Origin of the sequence: Paraburkholderia xenovorans, assembly GCF_046030735.1 — a bacterium.
GTDB classification, from domain to species: domain Bacteria; phylum Pseudomonadota; class Gammaproteobacteria; order Burkholderiales; family Burkholderiaceae; genus Paraburkholderia; species Paraburkholderia xenovorans_A.
The window spans coordinates 116,510-131,981 of the sequence record NZ_JAQQBV010000018.1; the positions used below are offsets into that span (position 1 = coordinate 116,510).

Annotated in this window: 16 protein-coding genes; 11 read left to right on the plus strand and 5 right to left on the minus strand. The window is 62.3% G+C overall.

Translation table 11 applies throughout. From position 1 onward, the window contains the following. Positions 1–53: 53 nt before the first annotated feature. From PQQ51_RS19360 to PQQ51_RS19370, 3 genes are all read left to right on the plus strand, one after another. Positions 54–1,154 carry an aminotransferase class I/II-fold pyridoxal phosphate-dependent enzyme gene (locus tag PQQ51_RS19360; RefSeq protein ID WP_408498413.1) on the plus strand — a complete coding sequence of 367 codons (1,101 nt, stop codon included), beginning with the start codon at positions 54–56 and terminating at the stop codon, positions 1,152–1,154. A gap of 196 nt (positions 1,155–1,350) precedes the next feature. Then, the gene (locus tag PQQ51_RS19365; protein ID WP_408498414.1) at positions 1,351–2,259 is read left to right on the plus strand and encodes a LysR substrate-binding domain-containing protein; all 909 of its coding nucleotides are present in this window, start codon (positions 1,351–1,353) and stop codon (positions 2,257–2,259) included. A 109-nt stretch (positions 2,260–2,368) separates the two neighbouring features. Beyond that, positions 2,369–3,157, plus strand: coding sequence for an enoyl-CoA hydratase/isomerase family protein (locus PQQ51_RS19370; RefSeq protein ID WP_408498415.1), 789 nt, complete (start codon positions 2,369–2,371; stop codon positions 3,155–3,157). A gap of 99 nt (positions 3,158–3,256) precedes the next feature. On the opposite strand, the gene PQQ51_RS19375 is transcribed toward PQQ51_RS19370, so the two are convergent. After that, complete coding sequence (locus tag PQQ51_RS19375; RefSeq protein WP_408498416.1) at positions 3,257–4,363, minus strand: TIGR03118 family protein; 1,107 nt, start codon at positions 4,361–4,363, stop codon at positions 3,257–3,259. A 329-nt stretch (positions 4,364–4,692) separates the two neighbouring features. On the opposite strand from PQQ51_RS19375, the gene PQQ51_RS19380 reads away from it, so the two are divergent. The 6 genes from PQQ51_RS19380 to PQQ51_RS19405 all read left to right on the plus strand — a co-directional run bounded on the left by PQQ51_RS19380 (position 4,693) and on the right by PQQ51_RS19405 (position 9,525). Further along, on the plus strand, positions 4,693–5,214 hold the full coding sequence (locus PQQ51_RS19380) for a DUF3455 domain-containing protein (RefSeq protein WP_408498417.1): 522 nt from the start codon (positions 4,693–4,695) through the stop codon (positions 5,212–5,214). A gap of 2 nt (positions 5,215–5,216) precedes the next feature. Next, the gene (locus PQQ51_RS19385) at positions 5,217–5,471 is read left to right on the plus strand and encodes a hypothetical protein (protein ID WP_408498418.1); all 255 of its coding nucleotides are present in this window, start codon (positions 5,217–5,219) and stop codon (positions 5,469–5,471) included. A gap of 430 nt (positions 5,472–5,901) precedes the next feature. Then, positions 5,902–6,459 (plus strand): RNA polymerase sigma factor, encoded by a 558-nt coding sequence (locus tag PQQ51_RS19390; RefSeq protein WP_408498420.1) that lies wholly within the window; start codon positions 5,902–5,904, stop codon positions 6,457–6,459. After that, on the plus strand, positions 6,456–7,418 hold the full coding sequence (locus tag PQQ51_RS19395; RefSeq protein ID WP_408498421.1) for an anti-sigma factor: 963 nt from the start codon (positions 6,456–6,458) through the stop codon (positions 7,416–7,418). Before PQQ51_RS19390 ends, PQQ51_RS19395 begins: the two co-directional genes overlap by 4 nt. Positions 7,419–7,433: 15 nt before the next feature. Next, positions 7,434–8,483 carry a catalase family peroxidase gene (locus tag PQQ51_RS19400; RefSeq protein ID WP_408498422.1) on the plus strand — a complete coding sequence of 350 codons (1,050 nt, stop codon included), beginning with the start codon at positions 7,434–7,436 and terminating at the stop codon, positions 8,481–8,483. A 133-nt stretch (positions 8,484–8,616) separates the two neighbouring features. Further along, complete coding sequence (locus PQQ51_RS19405; protein WP_408498423.1) at positions 8,617–9,525, plus strand: anti-sigma factor family protein; 909 nt, start codon at positions 8,617–8,619, stop codon at positions 9,523–9,525. A gap of 110 nt (positions 9,526–9,635) precedes the next feature. Here PQQ51_RS19405 and PQQ51_RS19410 read toward each other — a convergent pair whose 3' ends face one another. The 4 genes from PQQ51_RS19410 to PQQ51_RS19425 are packed head-to-tail and all read right to left on the minus strand — an operon-like array spanning position 9,636 to position 12,582. Beyond that, positions 9,636–10,373: an amino acid ABC transporter ATP-binding protein gene (locus PQQ51_RS19410; protein ID WP_408498424.1), complete on the minus strand. Its 738-nt coding sequence runs from the start codon at positions 10,371–10,373 to the stop codon at positions 9,636–9,638. Beyond that, positions 10,360–11,013 carry an amino acid ABC transporter permease gene (locus PQQ51_RS19415; RefSeq protein WP_459252349.1) on the minus strand — a complete coding sequence of 218 codons (654 nt, stop codon included), beginning with the start codon at positions 11,011–11,013 and terminating at the stop codon, positions 10,360–10,362. Before PQQ51_RS19415 ends, PQQ51_RS19410 begins: the two co-directional genes overlap by 14 nt. Beyond that, the gene (locus PQQ51_RS19420) at positions 11,010–11,720 is read right to left on the minus strand and encodes an amino acid ABC transporter permease (RefSeq protein ID WP_408498425.1); all 711 of its coding nucleotides are present in this window, start codon (positions 11,718–11,720) and stop codon (positions 11,010–11,012) included. The genes PQQ51_RS19415 and PQQ51_RS19420 overlap by 4 nt, the downstream gene beginning before the upstream one ends. A 58-nt stretch (positions 11,721–11,778) precedes the next feature. After that, positions 11,779–12,582 carry a transporter substrate-binding domain-containing protein gene (locus PQQ51_RS19425; protein ID WP_408498426.1) on the minus strand — a complete coding sequence of 268 codons (804 nt, stop codon included), beginning with the start codon at positions 12,580–12,582 and terminating at the stop codon, positions 11,779–11,781. A gap of 760 nt (positions 12,583–13,342) precedes the next feature. Between PQQ51_RS19425 and PQQ51_RS19430 the strand changes: the two genes are divergently transcribed. Continuing rightward, positions 13,343–15,196 (plus strand): LamG-like jellyroll fold domain-containing protein, encoded by a 1,854-nt coding sequence (locus PQQ51_RS19430; protein ID WP_408498427.1) that lies wholly within the window; start codon positions 13,343–13,345, stop codon positions 15,194–15,196. Positions 15,197–15,209: 13 nt separating this feature from the next. Continuing rightward, positions 15,210–15,401, plus strand: coding sequence for a hypothetical protein (locus tag PQQ51_RS19435; protein WP_408498428.1), 192 nt, complete (start codon positions 15,210–15,212; stop codon positions 15,399–15,401). Positions 15,402–15,472 lie beyond the last annotated feature (71 nt).

Below are 15,472 nucleotides of genomic sequence, written 5' to 3' on the forward strand. Positions count from 1 at the left end.
CGGCGAGTTTCAGGCACTGGCACGATGAACGCTTCAATCCAAGGAGAGTGTTCATGAAATACGTGCGGATGCCTATCGAAACGGAATCGCCCGAAGAGTACGGGTATGGCCGGATTCAAAACAACCTGTCGGAGAGTTCGATTGCGGATCGGACGCTTTCAGGACTCGATCTGCAGATTCCCGATCTCAAACTGCTATACGGCGAACATCGCGGCGGCAAGACCTTACGTGCGCTGATCGCGGAAGAAAGCCCCGGTCTCGGCGCCGACGATGTGCTGATCACCACAGGCGCCGCAGGCGCGCTTTTCATCATTGCCACCGCGCTTCTCGGCACGGACGATCATCTGGTCGTGGTCCGTCCGAACTATGCGACGAATCTGGAAACGCCTAAAGCGATCGGCTGCAAATTCACGTACGTCGATCTATTCTTCGAAGAAGCATTTGCAATCGACTTCGACAAACTCGCTGCGGCAATCACGCCCGCCACGAAGATCATCAGCGTCACGTGTCCGCACAATCCCACAGGTGTCATGTATTCCGAGGCTGATCTATTGAGGCTCGTAGAACTCGCGCGGAACAACGGCTGTTATCTGCTGGTCGACGAAACCTATCGCGATCTTTCGTACGGGCGGAAGTTGCCGCTGGCCGCGTCGCTGGGCTCACATGTGATCAGCGTGTCGTCGTTATCCAAAGCGTACGGCGTGCCGGGCATCAGGCTCGGTTGGATCGTCGCGAAGAACCCCGAACTGCAGGAGATTTTTCTGGCGGCGAAAGAGCAGGTCAGTATTTGCGGAAGCGTGATCGACGAATGGATCGGTGAACAGGTCCTCGCGAAACGCGCGGCGATTCTCGAGCCGACGCTTGTGGAAATGCGCAGACGTCTTGCGGTCGTCACCGAATGGATTGCCGGTGAAGAACATCTCGACTGGGTCGCGCCGTCGGGCGGCGTGGTTTGCTTTCCGCGCATGCGCTCGGAGCCGGTGGGCGGTACCGGCGCTTTTTATCGTCGTCTGATCGACGTGCATGGGACCTACGTCGGCCCCGGTCACTGGTTCGAGATGCCGGACACGTATTTCCGCCTGGGCTATGGCTGGCCGACCGCCGCCGAACTGGAAGCCGGCCTGAAGGGCATCTCGCTCGCGTTGCGAGGTTGAGCCGGGGGTAGCATGTCGGCGGCGGGATCAGGTGGTGAATTCGCATCGGCGAACGCCGGAAGTGGTAGATGTCAGGTTGTCTGTGCCGTTGCCGGGTCCTGAATGCCCCGACGATGAACGCATTTAGAATGCGGAGGACATTCGATCATTCTTAAACTCGCAGCCTCGCAAATCGAGCGGACAGTGGAGCGATAACTTGACGATCTCTAAGCAGACAAGCCCGGCGAGTACGCTGCGGATTCCGCCGGTGAACGCGCTGGAAGCTTTTGAAGCGGTCGCGCGGCTTGGGAGTTTCTCCAAGGCGTCCGTCGAGCTGTCGGTGAGTCAGAGCGCAATCAGCCATCGGATCAGCCAGCTCGAATGGTTGCTGGGCGGGCCGCTTTTTGTGCGAGTGGCGCAATCCGTGTCGCTGACCGCGCAGGGGGAAGCTTTTCTGCCGCACGTCAAACAGGGTCTGCACCATCTGCGCAATGGCATTGCGGCATTTGGCGGTGTGCAGCATAAAACCATTCGGCTCAGCATCGCCCCTGCGCTCGCTTCGAATTGGCTTGTCCATCGGCTCGGCGCATTTCAGCGGATGCATCCGGATATCGTCGTCGACATTATCGTTACGTCGAAGATGTCGAACCTGAAGGCGGGCGAGGCCGATGTCGGATTGCGATTCGGCACAGGAAACTGGGAAGGCCTGGATGCGATCGAACTCGTTCCCGTGCGGATTCTGGCCGTTTGCAGCCCGGAGTACAAAAGGGCACATCTATCGCTGCGAGAACCCGGCGACTTGTCTCAGGCGACACTGCTTCGACAGACCATCGTTCCGTGGAAGCCCTGGTTCGAAAGCGTCGGACTCGATTGGCCGGAACCGAAAACGGGTCCGTCTTTCAGCGAGGTTTCACTACTGATCGACGCCGCGGAATGCTCGCAGGGTGTTGCGCTCGTGTTGAGTGCGCTGGTCGAGCGGCAACTGGAATCGGGCTCGCTGGTCAAGCTGTTCGATATCGAGCGAACTTCGGATCGGTCGTACTACATCGTCACGCCTCGCGGTGAGCCGCGCGGAGCCGAGGTCGATGCGCTGGTCGACTGGCTGAGGACTTCGACCGGACGGTAACGTGATCGACGCATGAAAGAGTTTCATACCCGTCGTCGAATTCTTCATCGCGGTCATAACGGAAATCGCTAATCTCCACTCACTGTGATCAATCAGGAAGGAGATCGAGATGAGCGAAAGTTCCGAAGTACTCTGGCAAGAAGATGACAGCAAGATCGGCGTCATTACGCTGAATCGGCCAGCCGCACTCAATGCACTCAACGTGGAGATGTTGCAGCGTTTGTCCGCGTTGCTCGACATGGCGGCGCGCGCGCCGGAGATCGACGCGTTGATACTCACCGGCGCCGGAGACGTCGCATTTTCCGCGGGCGCGGATATCCGGCACTTGCATGCGTCGTCGCCATTGGACGTGCGGGAGTTCGCGCGACTGGCCGTGAGCGTGACGCGCAAGATCGAAACGCTCGGCAAACCTGTCGTCGCCGCATTGAACGGCGCGACGCTCGGAGGCGGCCTCGAAATTGCCGAGTCGTGCATGATTCGCATCGCGGCGCGCGGCGTCCAGCTCGGGCATCCCGAAGTGAAGATCGGCGCGGTAGCGGGATTCGGCGGGACGACTCGTTTGCCGCGGCTCGTAGGACGCGGGCGGGCGGCGGAAATGTTGCTGACCGGCCGTACTGTGGATTCGGAAGAGGCGCTGCGTATCGGCCTGGTGCAATTCGTTTTCGAACGTAATGAATTGCTGGCCGCGACGAAACAGATCGTTGCCGACATTCTGGCTCAATCGCCAACGGCGGTCCGTTTGACGTGGGAAGCGCTGCATCGTGGGCTGAATCTGTCGCTGGAAGAAGCGGCCGAGCTCGGCGCGGACTATTTCGGTCTGGTTGCCGCCACCGAAGATTTTCGTCGCGGCACGTGCGCATTCATCGACAAGGAAAAGCCGGAATTCATCGGCCGATAATCAATGAGGCGGTGTCGTCCTCGCCAGGCACACGTTCGCCGTGCACCAGCCTCGATCAGGCCGGCCGCACAGCGAACGTGTGCGTCACACACACTCAGCTCAAGGCGTCACGTCGATACGACCGTACACGCCGGTGGTCGGCGTCGGGCCGGCCGCAAAAAACAGCGTATTGAGCGGCTGATTCGCGAAGTTGTTGCCGAACGAGATTCCCCAGATGCCGGGTTGTTTGAACGTCGTGCCGTCGGTATTCGTCAGGGAGCCCGCAAACGCGCCGGTAGTCGGATTGAACACATCGATCGTGCCGTCGCCGAAATTACCCACCAGCAGGTCGTTGCTCGCCGCGCCGAAATTCGCCGGCGCGAGGGCGAGGCCCCACGGCGAATTCAACGTGGCGCCGGTGGCGATGCGTTTGACGAAATTGCCGGCGGTGTCGAACGCGTCGACCACGCCATTGCCCGCGCCGTTGACCTGCGTGTGTCCGTCAGGACCGAGCAGCGCATACGTCACGTATACCGTGCTGCCGATTGCCGCAATGCCGAACGGCGACAAGCCGGCCGGAAGATTCGGATCACTGAATGATCCAGCGACCTGAAGTTTGTTGAACGACTTATCGAACATATCCACTTTCTTGTTGTGGAAGTCCGCTGCGTACAGCACGTTCGCACCGCCGTTCACGCCGATCGCGAGACCTTTGTAGACAGCACCGCCGGCGCCGTCGTCATAGGCATTCACGGCCTGCGTCGGCAAGACCTTCGGCGACCATGCGGCGATCGTGCCGGCGTCGGTGGCCCACAGGAACACTGCGTTGGCCGCTGCGCCGCCGTTCGCGCTGATCTGGAAGTCGGTGCTCTTGTTGAACACGATGCCGGTCGGACCCGCCGCTTTGCCGGCCGCATTCGGCGGGATAGTGACGACCAGCGACTGCACCACGCCGTTGCCGTCGTACAGCGTCGACTTCTTCGTGTTGTTGTCCGACACCCACATCACACCGGTCGGATTGAACGCGATGCCCCAGCCGTTCTTCAGATTGGGATCGATGTTCGCGGCGGTCGCGCTGCCGTCGGAGACGAGCGTGGTGGCCTTGAATTGCGGTGCAATCGTCGGCGGCGACGGCGGGTTGACGTTGTCGCCGCTGCCGCATGCTGCAAGCGTGACTGCCGTTACACCGCACAGCGCGGCGAATACTGCGTTTCGATGTAATTTCATGATGGACTCCCGATAAATGGATAAGTGTTGTGTTGGCTCGTCATGCGATCGCGAGATCAGACGAGCCAAGCGACGACTCAGACGGCAGAGACTGCAATCCCGGCGGGAAAGAGTCGCGGATCATTCGATCGTCCTTTGCAAAACGCACGGCAACGCGCTTTATTCCGCTGCTTCGGGAAGGAATGGAAAGATTTTTTCCGGCTTTCAGGTTGGCAAAAAATTGATGATCGACAGTGGAATAGATCCACGGCCTCGGCTGTTCTGGGGGGAGTGGCTATGAGAGGCCGCGGCTATAACGCGTGTTTCATCGTTCATTCAAGGTGCGATCCATGTTCAGAAATCATTTGCAATCAGCTTTCATGATTGCGCTCGCGGTGAGCGCGTCGGCCTTGGGCGCATGCGCAATGGCCCCGGCCGCTCCCGCGTCGTCCTCGATTGATCCGCCGCAGGGCGAGCGCGTGATGACGCTGACCGCGTCGGGTGTGCAGATTTATTCGTGCGAGTTCGATTCACAGCAGCGTCTCGGATGGGTGTTCAAGAGTCCGCAGGCGACGCTGTTCGACGCGAGCGGCCATGCGGCGGTGCGGCATTCCGCCGGACCTTCGTGGGAAGCGGAGGACGGCAGCCGGATCGTCGGACGAGTACTCGCGCAACGCCCGAGCGACACCCGCGCGAGCGTGCCGCAACTGCTGCTGGAGACGCATTCCACCGCGGGAAGCGGCGTGCTGTCGGCCGTGCGCTACGTGCAGCGGGTGCAAACCGTCGGCGGCGTGATGCCGGCAGCGCCGTGTACGGCGCAAGGCGAACTCGGCAGTTCGCCGTACCTTGCGAATTACGTGTTCTATCGGTAGTCGTGGGTGGCTTCGATTTCCTCGACCCGTTCGTGCTGTTTTGCGGTGTCGAGTTGCTCGCGGTATTTGCACTGGTCGTCATCGCGTTCGGGCTCGGCGTCAACTGTGTGTACATGGCATTGTCGTTGCATGGTTACGTGACGCCTGCGGTGGCCGACCTGTTATTGGCGCCGCAAGCCGAGCCCGAGCCGGATCCCGAGTCCGAGCCCGAGTCCGAGCCCGCTGGCGAGAGAGAGCCCGAAGAACAGCACAAATGACAAAAAAACCGGCCGCGCGTTATCGCGCGCCGGCTTACGTTACGTTGACGGTTGCCTCAGGCACTCGCACGTCGACGTCAGAACTCAGACCAATTAAAACGGGGCATTGAATCGTGATGCTGAATTGTTCAGTTCGGGGAAGCAGCGTGTTCAGCTTGCCCGGCGGCATGAGAGAGAGGCCGCTAGCATTTGCTTACAATTTGCGGCTGTCCGCGCGACGAGCCGCAATCCACGCACAGGCCGATTCCACGATGGTTTCGCGCCTGAACGGGCGGTTCGCACAGGTGTTGTATCGCACCCCACAAATTTTGTTGATCGTAACGGGGGCAGGGCTAACGTTGTACAATCCGCGGGCTTCCCGGGCCTACATGCAACGGTCATAACCTGGCCGCTTCGCCTGCCCGTAACCCTCGCTTTCAGCCAGCCAATCATGTCAACAGCAGATGTCGAGAATCTGCCCAATTTGCTTCCGGCCATGCTGCCGCGGCTGTGGGCATTCTCCCTGCGCCTGTGCGGGAACCAGCACGACGCCGAGGACGTACTTCAGCGTGCCTGCGTGCGTGGGCTCGAGCGTGCCAGTCAATTGCAGCCGGGCACGTCGCCCCTGAGCTGGATGTTCTCCATCGTTCACTCCACATGGATCAATGAGCTGCGAGCGCGTAGCGTACGCAGCCGTTCGAGCATGGAATGGGACGACAACTTCCTCGAGACCGTGGCCGATCCCGCCGCGCGTAATCCGGAAGCAACCATGCTGAGCGGCGAGATCATCGCGGCTGTCGAACGTCTACCCGAGGCACAGCGGATCGTCATGTTGCTGGTGGCGGTCGAGGGGATGAGTTACGCGGAAGCGGCCGAAACGCTCGGCGTGCCGATCGGCACGATCATGAGCCGGCTGTCGCGCGCGCGGCAGACGATCGGCGCGCAATTCGGCGACCGTGCGGCCCCGGCGGCAAGGTCGGCCGGCAGCAGTCAGGGAGCGGCGAGATGAATATCGATGACGCCATCCTGTTGGCCTACGTCGACGGCGACCTGCCGGGCGACGAGTGCGTGAAAGTCGAGCAGGCGATCCACGAATCCGCCGAAGTCGCTTCACGGGTGTCGATGCTGCGAGCATCGCAACTGCCTTATAAGGACGCGTTCGACCAGCAGTCGTTGCCGCCTGTGCCCGAATCGCTGACCCGAAGTGTCGAAGAACTGATCCGCCAGCATGCTGCGAAAGCGGCCGCGCAACACAACGCCGCTTCCACGGCTTCTGCCGCTTCCGCCGCTGTTTCCGCCGACGACGAACCGGAAGCGTTCCTCGGCACGAATGTGCATCGCCTGAAGCCGCGCGCGAAGGCGCTGCTCGGGCTGTCTTGGCCGAAGCTCGCGGTCGCGTTCGTCGCGGGCGCATTCTGCTGCGGTCTCGCGTTGCGGCTGGTGCCGCAACTGGCGGGCGGCAACGGTACGTTCAGCACCGCGTCGAACGATTCCGGCATGACGCCGTGGATCAAGGCGGCCGCCGGCTATCAGCAGCTCTATACGCGCGATACGGTCGCGCTGCTGCAACCCGACACGAACACGACGGCCGCTACCGTCGCCGACATTCATCATGTCGACGATCTCGCGGTGCAGATTCCCGATCTGCGCAGCCAGGGCCTCACGTTCAAACGCGTGCAGCGTTTGCGCTTTCATGACAAGCCGCTGGTGCAGATCGTCTATTTGCCGGAGAAGGGCAAACCGGTCGCGTTGTGCGTGCTGAAAGAGGCGAAGGCCGACTCGGCGCCGTCAGCCGGCAGCGTGCAGGGCATGAACGTGGTCGCATGGCGGCGCGGGCAGCTCGGCTATGCGCTGATCGGCGAGCCCGGCAGCGTCGATCTCGACGCGCTCGGCAAGCAGCTCTACAACGGCCAGGTCACGACCACCATCAGCGACAACGACACCGGTGACGCTGATTCGCGTGGTTGATCGCATCGCCGGCACATGAAATCCGCGAGCCCGCGCGAGTCGGCGCCGCGCGCGGCCGGTATCGACCTCGCGCTGCGCTGGTGCATCGTGCTGGCGGTGCCCGCGGCGCTGGCCGCGCTATTCGTGTGGTGCGGCGGCTGGCTGTCGCCGCGCCTGAGCGCACCGCGCATCGTCAGCGCATTCGAGGCGAGGACCGCGCCGCATCCTGGCTTCCGGCGCAATCACGCGAAAGGGATTTGCGTGGCGGGCTATTTCGACAGCAACGGCGCAGGGCAGGCGCTGTCGCGCGCGAGTGTTTTCGGGCGTGGCCGCTATCCGTTCGTCGGGCGCTTCTCGATGCCCGGCGGCGATCCTGGTGCGGACGACAGCACCGCCGCGGTGCGCAGCCTGGCGTTGCGGATCGCGCTGCCGCACGGCGAGGACTGGCGTCTCGCGATGAACTCGGTGCCGATTTTTCCGGCGCGCACGCCCCAGGCCTTGTTCGGCCAATTGACGGCGGACCCCGCGAAAATGCAGGCTTTTTTCGACACTCATCCGGATGCCCGTGCGTTTAACCGGTTTCTCGACGAGCATCCGCCGTCGTCCGGTTTCGACAACGCCACTTACTATGGCATCAGCACATTCAGCATGACCGACGCGCACCGCGTGCAGCGCTTCGTGCGTTGGGACGTGACGCCGGATCATCCGTACCGTGCGGTCGAATCGCGTGAGCAGCGCGATCCGGATTTCCTGTCGTACGACCTGCTGACCCAGCTCGCGAGCGGCCCGTTGCGCTGGCATCTGATGCTGAACGTTGCGCTGCCGGGCGATCCGCTCGACGACTCGACGCGGCAATGGGCGAGCTCGCCGCGCCGGCAACGGATCGACGCCGGCACCGTGGTGGTCGAGAGCGCGCGCACGCAGATCGACGGTCCGTGCCGCGATATCGTGTTCGATCCGACGATCCTGCCCGACGGGATCGCGCCGTCCGCCGATCCGTTGCTTGCCGCGCGCTCGTCCACCTACCGGGTTTCGTTCGAGCGCCGCAGCCAGGAAGAGGCGGCGGCGCGCGCGAATGAGCATTGATCGTGCGGTCAAAAACGGCCGGGTACATTGAACTCCGGTTATCATAGTTGCCTTATGCGCGCATGTATTCGTCGCGTTCCGACCGCTCTGATCCAGAGCGGTCACGTTTTTCTTTCCTCTAGCCTTGCGTTTCATGACACCCGACGATAGCCAACTGATCGCATATGCCGACGGCGAACTCGGCGCTGCCGAGGCGGCGTCGGTCGAGCGCGCGCTGGCCGAGTCGCCTGATTTGCAGCAAAGCGTCGAATGGTTGCGCGCGTCGCGTCTTCCGTATCGCGAAGCGTTCGCCGTGCAGAAGTTGCCGCCGTTGCCGGATGAGTTGCGTTTGCGCATTGAAGCGCTCGCGAGTGCGAGTTCGGCGAGTTCGATTGCGAGTGCGAGCGTTTCAACACCGCAGCAGCGCGATGAAACCGCCGCGCAGTCGCCGCAGCGCTCGCGGCCGCGCGCATGGCTCATCGCCGCGTTCGTCGCCGGTGCGTTCGGCGCGGGCCTCGTGCAATGGTTCGGCAGTGTGTGGCCCGGCGCGTCCGGCAACGGTGCCGTGAGCGTTGCCGCGGCGAATGCCCGGCCGTGGGTCGATGTGGCGGCGGATTATCAGCAGATGTATTCGCGCGAAACCGTCGCGGATGTGTCGCCCGATCCCGCGGTGTCGGCCGATACCGTCGCGGCGATTCGCAACGTCGACGGCATCCGTTTGCGTATGCCGGATCTGCAACGGGCCGGGCTGTCGTTCAAGTCGGTCGAGCGCTTGCGTTACAACGGCAAGCCGCTTGTTCAGATCGTCTATCTGCCCAGCCACGGCACGCCCGTCGCACTGTGCGTGATGAAGGATTCGCGGCCGGACCAGTCGGTCGCGCAACGGCAGTCGCACGGCATGGCCGTGGTGAGCTGGCGGCGCAATGAGCTCTCGTATGCGCTGATCGGCAAGCCGGATTCCGGCGACCTGCAGGCGATCGCCCAGCAGATCGCCGACGGCGACGTCGACGCGCTGTTTGCCGCACGAGAAACCGCCGTCACCGCGCAACGCACCGCCGGTTGAGCCGGACTTCAGCGCGCGCGGCATGTTGGACAACGACAGGAGCCGATATTCATCGGAACTCCTGAGCAGACGGAGACGGCGAACCGCGCTCCGTCCCGCATCTTTCCCGCTTAATGCACCGAACTCAGGAACGCGGCAAGTTCCGGCGTCTGCGGCGCCCGGAAAAGTTCTTTCGCGTCCCCGCTTTCGTGGTTTCGGCCCTGATGCATGAACACGAGTTTGCTCCCGACATCGCGTGCAAAGCGCATCTCGTGTGTCACCATGATCAGCGTCATGCCTTCGGCGGCCAGTTTCTGGACGACGTTCAACACTTCCGCGACCAGTTCCGGATCGAGTGCCGACGTGATTTCGTCGCACAGCAGAACCTTCGGCTGCATCGCGAGCGCTCGCGCGATGGCCACGCGTTGCTGCTGACCGCCGCTCAGCTGATCGGGAAACGAATCGAACTTGTCCGCGAGCCCGACCTTCACCAGCATTTCACGCGCGATCTCCTTCGCCTCGCGCTTCGACGTGTTCTTCACGACGACGGGTGCGAGCGCCACGTTCTGCCCCGCGCTCAGATGAGGAAACAGGTTGAACTGCTGAAACACCATGCCGACGTTCAGACGCAGCGCGCGCAATTGGCGCGGCAGTGCGTCGCCGGGTTTCAACACTGCTTTATCGACGACGATCTGGCCGTCGTCGATCAATTCGAGGCCATTGATCGTGCGCAGCAACGTGCTCTTGCCCGAGCCGCTACGGCCGATCAGCGACACAACTTCACCGCTCGCGACGGTCAGGTCCACGCCCTTCAGGACATGGTTGCTGCCGTAGTGCTTGTGCAGAGCGCAGACGTCAACGAGTGGCATAAAGCTTCTTCTCCAGGTATTTGGCGAACAGGGACAACGGATAGCACAGCAGGAAATAGCCGATTGCCACGAGTCCATAAATGAGAAACGGTCTGAAGGTCGCGTTAGCAAGCATCGAGCCGACTTTCGCGAGATCGTTGAAGCCGATGATCGACGCGACGGCCGTGCCTTTCACGATCTGCACGGAGAAGCCGACGGTCGGTGCGATCGACAGGCGCAGCGCTTGCGGAAGAATCACGTGCCGCATCTGCTGGAAGTAGCCCATCGCGAGACTCGACGACGCTTCCCACTGGCCGCGCGCAATCGCCTGCACGCAACCGCGCCAGACCTCGGCGAGATAGGCGCTGGTATACAGCGTCAGGCCGATGGCCGCGGCCGTCCACGACGAGATGTCGTCGCCGAACATCGACGCGCCGAAAAAGATCAGGAACAACTGCATCAGCAGCGGCGTGTTCTGAAAGATCTCGATATAGCCGATGGTCAGCTTGCGCAGCACCTTGTTCTTGCCGACACGCGCGAACAGCACGATCAGACCCGCGGTGCCGCCGAGCACGAAGGCCAGCGCCGACAACTCGAGCGTCGACAGCATGCCTCCGGCGAGCGCGCTCAGCAGCGCGCTCCAGTTCAGATCGACGATCATGCATTGCCTCCTTCGACGCTGAACTGCGTGACCACCGCTTTCGCGGGCCGCGCGACGACCCAGCGCCGGCCGATCCACATCAGCAATTGCCGCAGCAGCAACGCGAGCACGCAGTACATGAGCGTCACGACAATGTAGGTTTCAAGCGCGCGGAAGTTGCGCGACTGGATAAAGTTGGCGACGAAGGTCAGATCTTCGGTGGCGATTTGCGACACCACCGACGAACCGAGCATCACGATCACGATCTGGCTGGTGAGCGCGGGCCAGACCTTCTGCAGGGCGGGTCGCAGAATCACGTGGCGGAAGATCGCGAAGCGGCTCATCGCGAGCGCGGAGGCCGCGTCGATCTGCCCGCGCGGTGTTTCCTGAATGCCGGCGCGCACGATCTCCGTGATGTAGGCGCCCAGGTTGATGACGATGGTGAACACGCTGGCCTGCCATTCGTTGATCTGTATGCCGAGCGAAGGCAGTCCGAAAAAGATGAACAGCAACTGGACGAGAAACGGCGTGTTACGGATCGCTTCGACATAAACAGCGAACACGTAATTGAACGGGCGCACGCGCCACGCGCGACACCCGCCGCCGATGACGCCGATCGCGCCCCCGACGATCGTGCCGATGGCCGTGAGCGCCAGCGTGGTTCCCGCTCCGTGGAGAAGCGCCGTGCTGTACTCGAAAACAGCGGAGAAATCGAATTGATAGGCCATGGCAGAAGACGGTGCTAGTAAATCCGCGGCTGGGCGCATGCCCAGCCGGCGTGTTTCGTCAGAACGCAGCAGGCAGCGGCGCCTGCATCCACTTGACGGACATCGCGTTCAGGCGACCATCGGCCTTCGCCTTGTCGATAATCGCGTTCACTTTCGCGACCAGCGTGGCTTCGCCTTTGCCTACGCCGATGTAGCAGGGCGTCTGCTCAACCGGGAACTTCAGGTCGAATGCTTTCTGCTTGCTCTTTTCGCGAACCGCGTTCGCGACGATGTTGCCCAGCGTGACGAGTTGCACCTGACCCGTCAGATAAGACGTCGCGGTCGCGTTGTTGTCTTCGTAGCGCTTGATGGCGGCGCTCGGCGGCGCCACCGCGGTCAGCGCGAGGTCTTCCGTCGAGCCGCGCGTCACGCCGATCGTCTTGTTCGCGAGGTCTGCCGGCCCCTTGATGACGGCTTCGCGCGGGCCGTACACGCTCTTCGGGAAGGGCGCGTAGGCGTTGGTGAAATCGATCACCTTCGCACGCTCCGCGTTCTTGCCGAGCGACGAGATGACGAGATCGACCTTGCCCGTCGTCAGATAGGAGATGCGATTCGTGCTGGTGACCGGCACGAGTTCAACCTTGGCCCCGATCTCCTTGCCGACCAGTTCGGCCATGTCGATGTCGTAGCCCTGAAGCTTCAGGTCCGAACCCAGCGAGCCGAATGGCGGAAAGTCCTGCGGGATCGCAATGCGGATGACACCCGCTTTCTCGACCTTCTGCAGCACGTCCGCGTGGGCGAGGCCGGCGAGGCTTCCCAGCGCGACGGTGGCGACTGCCTGCAGCAACCGGCGACGACCGGCTTGATGAAGAAACGTAGGCATTGATCAAACTCCTTGGCTAGGCAAATGACGGAAGGGGGGGGTTTGCGATTGCGGCATGCGACGCAAATCAATGTGGTCGTACTGGTACGACCAGTTGGTTGCAGATAAAAGCACTAACCATGCCATGTGGATTGGATCGTGGCGGAGCAGCGTGAATGGAGGTCGAATGGCCTTGTTGGTCAAGGTTTCGGTAGGCCGCGATGTGCGTGGGACTGAAGGTATAGGCCGAACAGGAAAGGAATTGCGGAGGCTTGAGTGCGCACCGCAGGTCGCACTCTGCACATAACCCGACGCTTTCTGCACCAAAAAGGGACGGGTCTCAGGACGGACAGGTGCATCCCGTGAGATGTGAGTTGGGTTTGCTTCCGAGTGGTTAAAAGCCAGCTGGTCTGAACAGTAGGGGCGTCAAGCGAATAAAGAACCTCGATTGATCGCCGCCGCGCATCGCCCGAGAAATTGTCGATTTGAAAATTGCTGTATTGACCGTTAATGTGGCATTTTGTTGTAACAATTGATCTGTAAGCTCCGCTGACTTCTCAACCACCCGCTGACGCCAGGCACCTCTTGGTGCCTTGTCAGCTCTGTCCGGGAGCGACGGATGTCTTGCAAACAACAACGCATGTGGGGCAGTAGGAGCGCCGTTCTGACGGCATTGATATGTTCTCTCGGGTTGGCAGGATGTGGCGGTGATGCGGCGAAATCGTCTGCGTCAGCCGTCACGCAACCCGCCGTTCCTGGCGCCGCCAGCCAGAAAGCGCTCGTGATCGGGGTGTCGGGTGTGCAATACACGGCGTTGCAGCAGGCGATCGCGCAGCAGAAAGCGCCCAATCTGGCCAGGCTCGCCATCGTGCCGGCGCTCGCCGGCGGCGTGAGCGGCACGACGACGCAGCAGGCCACGCTCGCGGGCCCAGGCTGGGCGAGCGTGCTGACCGGCACATGGACCAACCGGCACGGCGTGCGCAACGACTTCTCCGGGCAGGCGATTCAGGCCGATACCGTCTTCAAGCAGGTCAAGCAGGGCGCCGGCCTGAAAACCGCGGCCTTCGACAGTTGGAGCACGCTGAACGCGCTGCTCGCGCCCACGATTGCCGCAGGCTACCTGGACGCGGCGGTGGATTGCGCGGGTGTCGATAGCTGTGTGGTCGACGCGGCGAGCAAGTCGATCGGCGCGGGCAGTGCGGACCTCGTCTTCGCGAATTTGAGCGGGCCGGCTACGGTTGCCGCCAGTTCCGGTCTGCAAGGCGACTATCCGAATGCGCTTGCCGTCGCCGACCAGAAAATCGGCCAGTTGCTCGCAGCCGTTTCGGCGCGCCAAAGCCAGCCGGGCGTCAAGGAAAACTGGCTCGTCATCGTCACGACCGACGAGGGCCTCGACTCGACCGGTTCGGAAAGCGGCTTGCCGCTGCTGTCGAGCGAGACCGCCTTCATCGGTTCGAATCAGCCACTGACGGTGGCCGGCACGACCGTCGCACCCGGTACGATTGCCGCCGCGCCGACGCTCGCGCAACTCGCCGCCGGCGCAACCCAGGCCGACGTCACGCCGACTGTTCTAGGCTGGTTCGCGCTCAAGCCAAACCCGACCACGTACGCGATGGACGGTGCGAGCTTGCTCGGCAACAACGCGCCTCGTGCGCTGACCTCGACGCCCGGCGCGGATCAGGTGAGCCTCGCGCTGTCGTGGACCGCGCCGGCCACCGCGCCGTCGCAATACCAGTTGTATCGCGACGGCAAGCTGATCGCGACGTTGCCCGGCAACGCAACTTCATACATCGACAGCCAACTCGGCGAAACGGCCAGCGGTTTCTATACGTTTAACTACACGATCGTTGCCAACGGCATCGCGGTGTCGTCGCTTGCGCAGATCAATTACGTGCAGCCGGTCCTGCTCGACAGCACGCTCGCGAGCGGCCTGATCCATTTCTTCTCGTTCGACAACGGCCTGACCGACGCCATCACGCCGTCCATTTCGCTGCAACAGTTCGATCCGAGTTCGACCACGACCGAATCGCTGAGCGCCGACAACTTCAGCGGCAAAGCGCTGCAGGTCGCGTCGCTGAATTCCGCGAGCGCGGCGCTGAACGGCATGAAGCTCGCCGACGATGTCAGCACGCAAGCGCAATTCTCGATCGGCTTCTGGTTCAACTCGAACGACGCGCAAAACGATTCTCCGGCAATCGGCAACAAGGACTGGAATTCAGGCCTGAATCCGGGCTTCGTCATCGCGCAGGAGAGCAATGGCACGTTCAAGTTCAACGTCGGCGACGGAGCAAAGCGTGCGGATCTGTCGATCGCATTTACGAAGAACGCGTGGGTGTATGTGGCGATGACCTTCGACACGACGGCACTTACCGCAACGGCCTATGTCGACGATCCGACCTTCGGCTTGCAGAGCGGCACGCTCAGTCTCGCCGGGATGAACGTGGCGAAGATCGCGGGAATCTACTCGACCATCGGCCTGAACGAAGATGCGCGCGGCAACTACTATTCGCGCGGCAACGGCGTGCTCGGCACGATGACCTACAACGACCTGGCGATGTGGAACAAGGTGATCACGCAGCAGCAGGTGCTGTCGCTGTTCGCGTCGAAGCGCTCGCTCGCTTCGCTGTTGCCTTGAACGGGAGGATGCGATGAACCGATATCAACTGCGGGCGGATCGCTTCGCCCTTATCAGGTGCTGCGGCGCGGCCGCGCTCGTGTTGCTGCTGGGCGCGTGCGGCGGCAGTAGCGACAGCTCGAAGAGCGCCGCATCGGCGAGTCAGCCGGGCTCGGGGGCATCGACTCCCGTGGTGGCGAAGGCGGCGCTGCATTGCGCGCCTTGATCAGTGCCCAACGACAACCCTGAGCATCCGATGCACACCCAACGCGCCATGCCTGCGCGTGGGTGCGTCGG

Excerpts from the sequence above, each read along its gene's own strand:
- PQQ51_RS19360 (WP_408498413.1), top strand. The coding sequence starts at position 54 with ATGAAATACGTGCGGATGCCTATCGAAACGGAATCGCCCGAAGAGTAC.
- PQQ51_RS19370 (WP_408498415.1), top strand. The coding sequence starts at position 2,369 with ATGAGCGAAAGTTCCGAAGTACTCTGGCAAGAAGATGACAGCAAGATC.
- PQQ51_RS19375 (WP_408498416.1), bottom strand. The coding sequence starts at position 4,363 with ATGAAATTACATCGAAACGCAGTATTCGCCGCGCTGTGCGGTGTAACG.
- PQQ51_RS19380 (WP_408498417.1), top strand. The coding sequence starts at position 4,693 with ATGTTCAGAAATCATTTGCAATCAGCTTTCATGATTGCGCTCGCGGTG.
- PQQ51_RS19390 (WP_408498420.1), top strand. The coding sequence starts at position 5,902 with ATGTCAACAGCAGATGTCGAGAATCTGCCCAATTTGCTTCCGGCCATG.
- PQQ51_RS19395 (WP_408498421.1), top strand. The coding sequence starts at position 6,456 with ATGAATATCGATGACGCCATCCTGTTGGCCTACGTCGACGGCGACCTG.
- PQQ51_RS19400 (WP_408498422.1), top strand. The coding sequence starts at position 7,434 with ATGAAATCCGCGAGCCCGCGCGAGTCGGCGCCGCGCGCGGCCGGTATC.
- PQQ51_RS19405 (WP_408498423.1), top strand. The coding sequence starts at position 8,617 with ATGACACCCGACGATAGCCAACTGATCGCATATGCCGACGGCGAACTC.
- PQQ51_RS19410 (WP_408498424.1), bottom strand. The coding sequence starts at position 10,373 with ATGCCACTCGTTGACGTCTGCGCTCTGCACAAGCACTACGGCAGCAAC.
- PQQ51_RS19415 (WP_459252349.1), bottom strand. The coding sequence starts at position 11,013 with ATGATCGTCGATCTGAACTGGAGCGCGCTGCTGAGCGCGCTCGCCGGA.
- PQQ51_RS19420 (WP_408498425.1), bottom strand. The coding sequence starts at position 11,720 with ATGGCCTATCAATTCGATTTCTCCGCTGTTTTCGAGTACAGCACGGCG.
- PQQ51_RS19425 (WP_408498426.1), bottom strand. The coding sequence starts at position 12,582 with ATGCCTACGTTTCTTCATCAAGCCGGTCGTCGCCGGTTGCTGCAGGCA.
- PQQ51_RS19435 (WP_408498428.1), top strand. The coding sequence starts at position 15,210 with ATGAACCGATATCAACTGCGGGCGGATCGCTTCGCCCTTATCAGGTGC.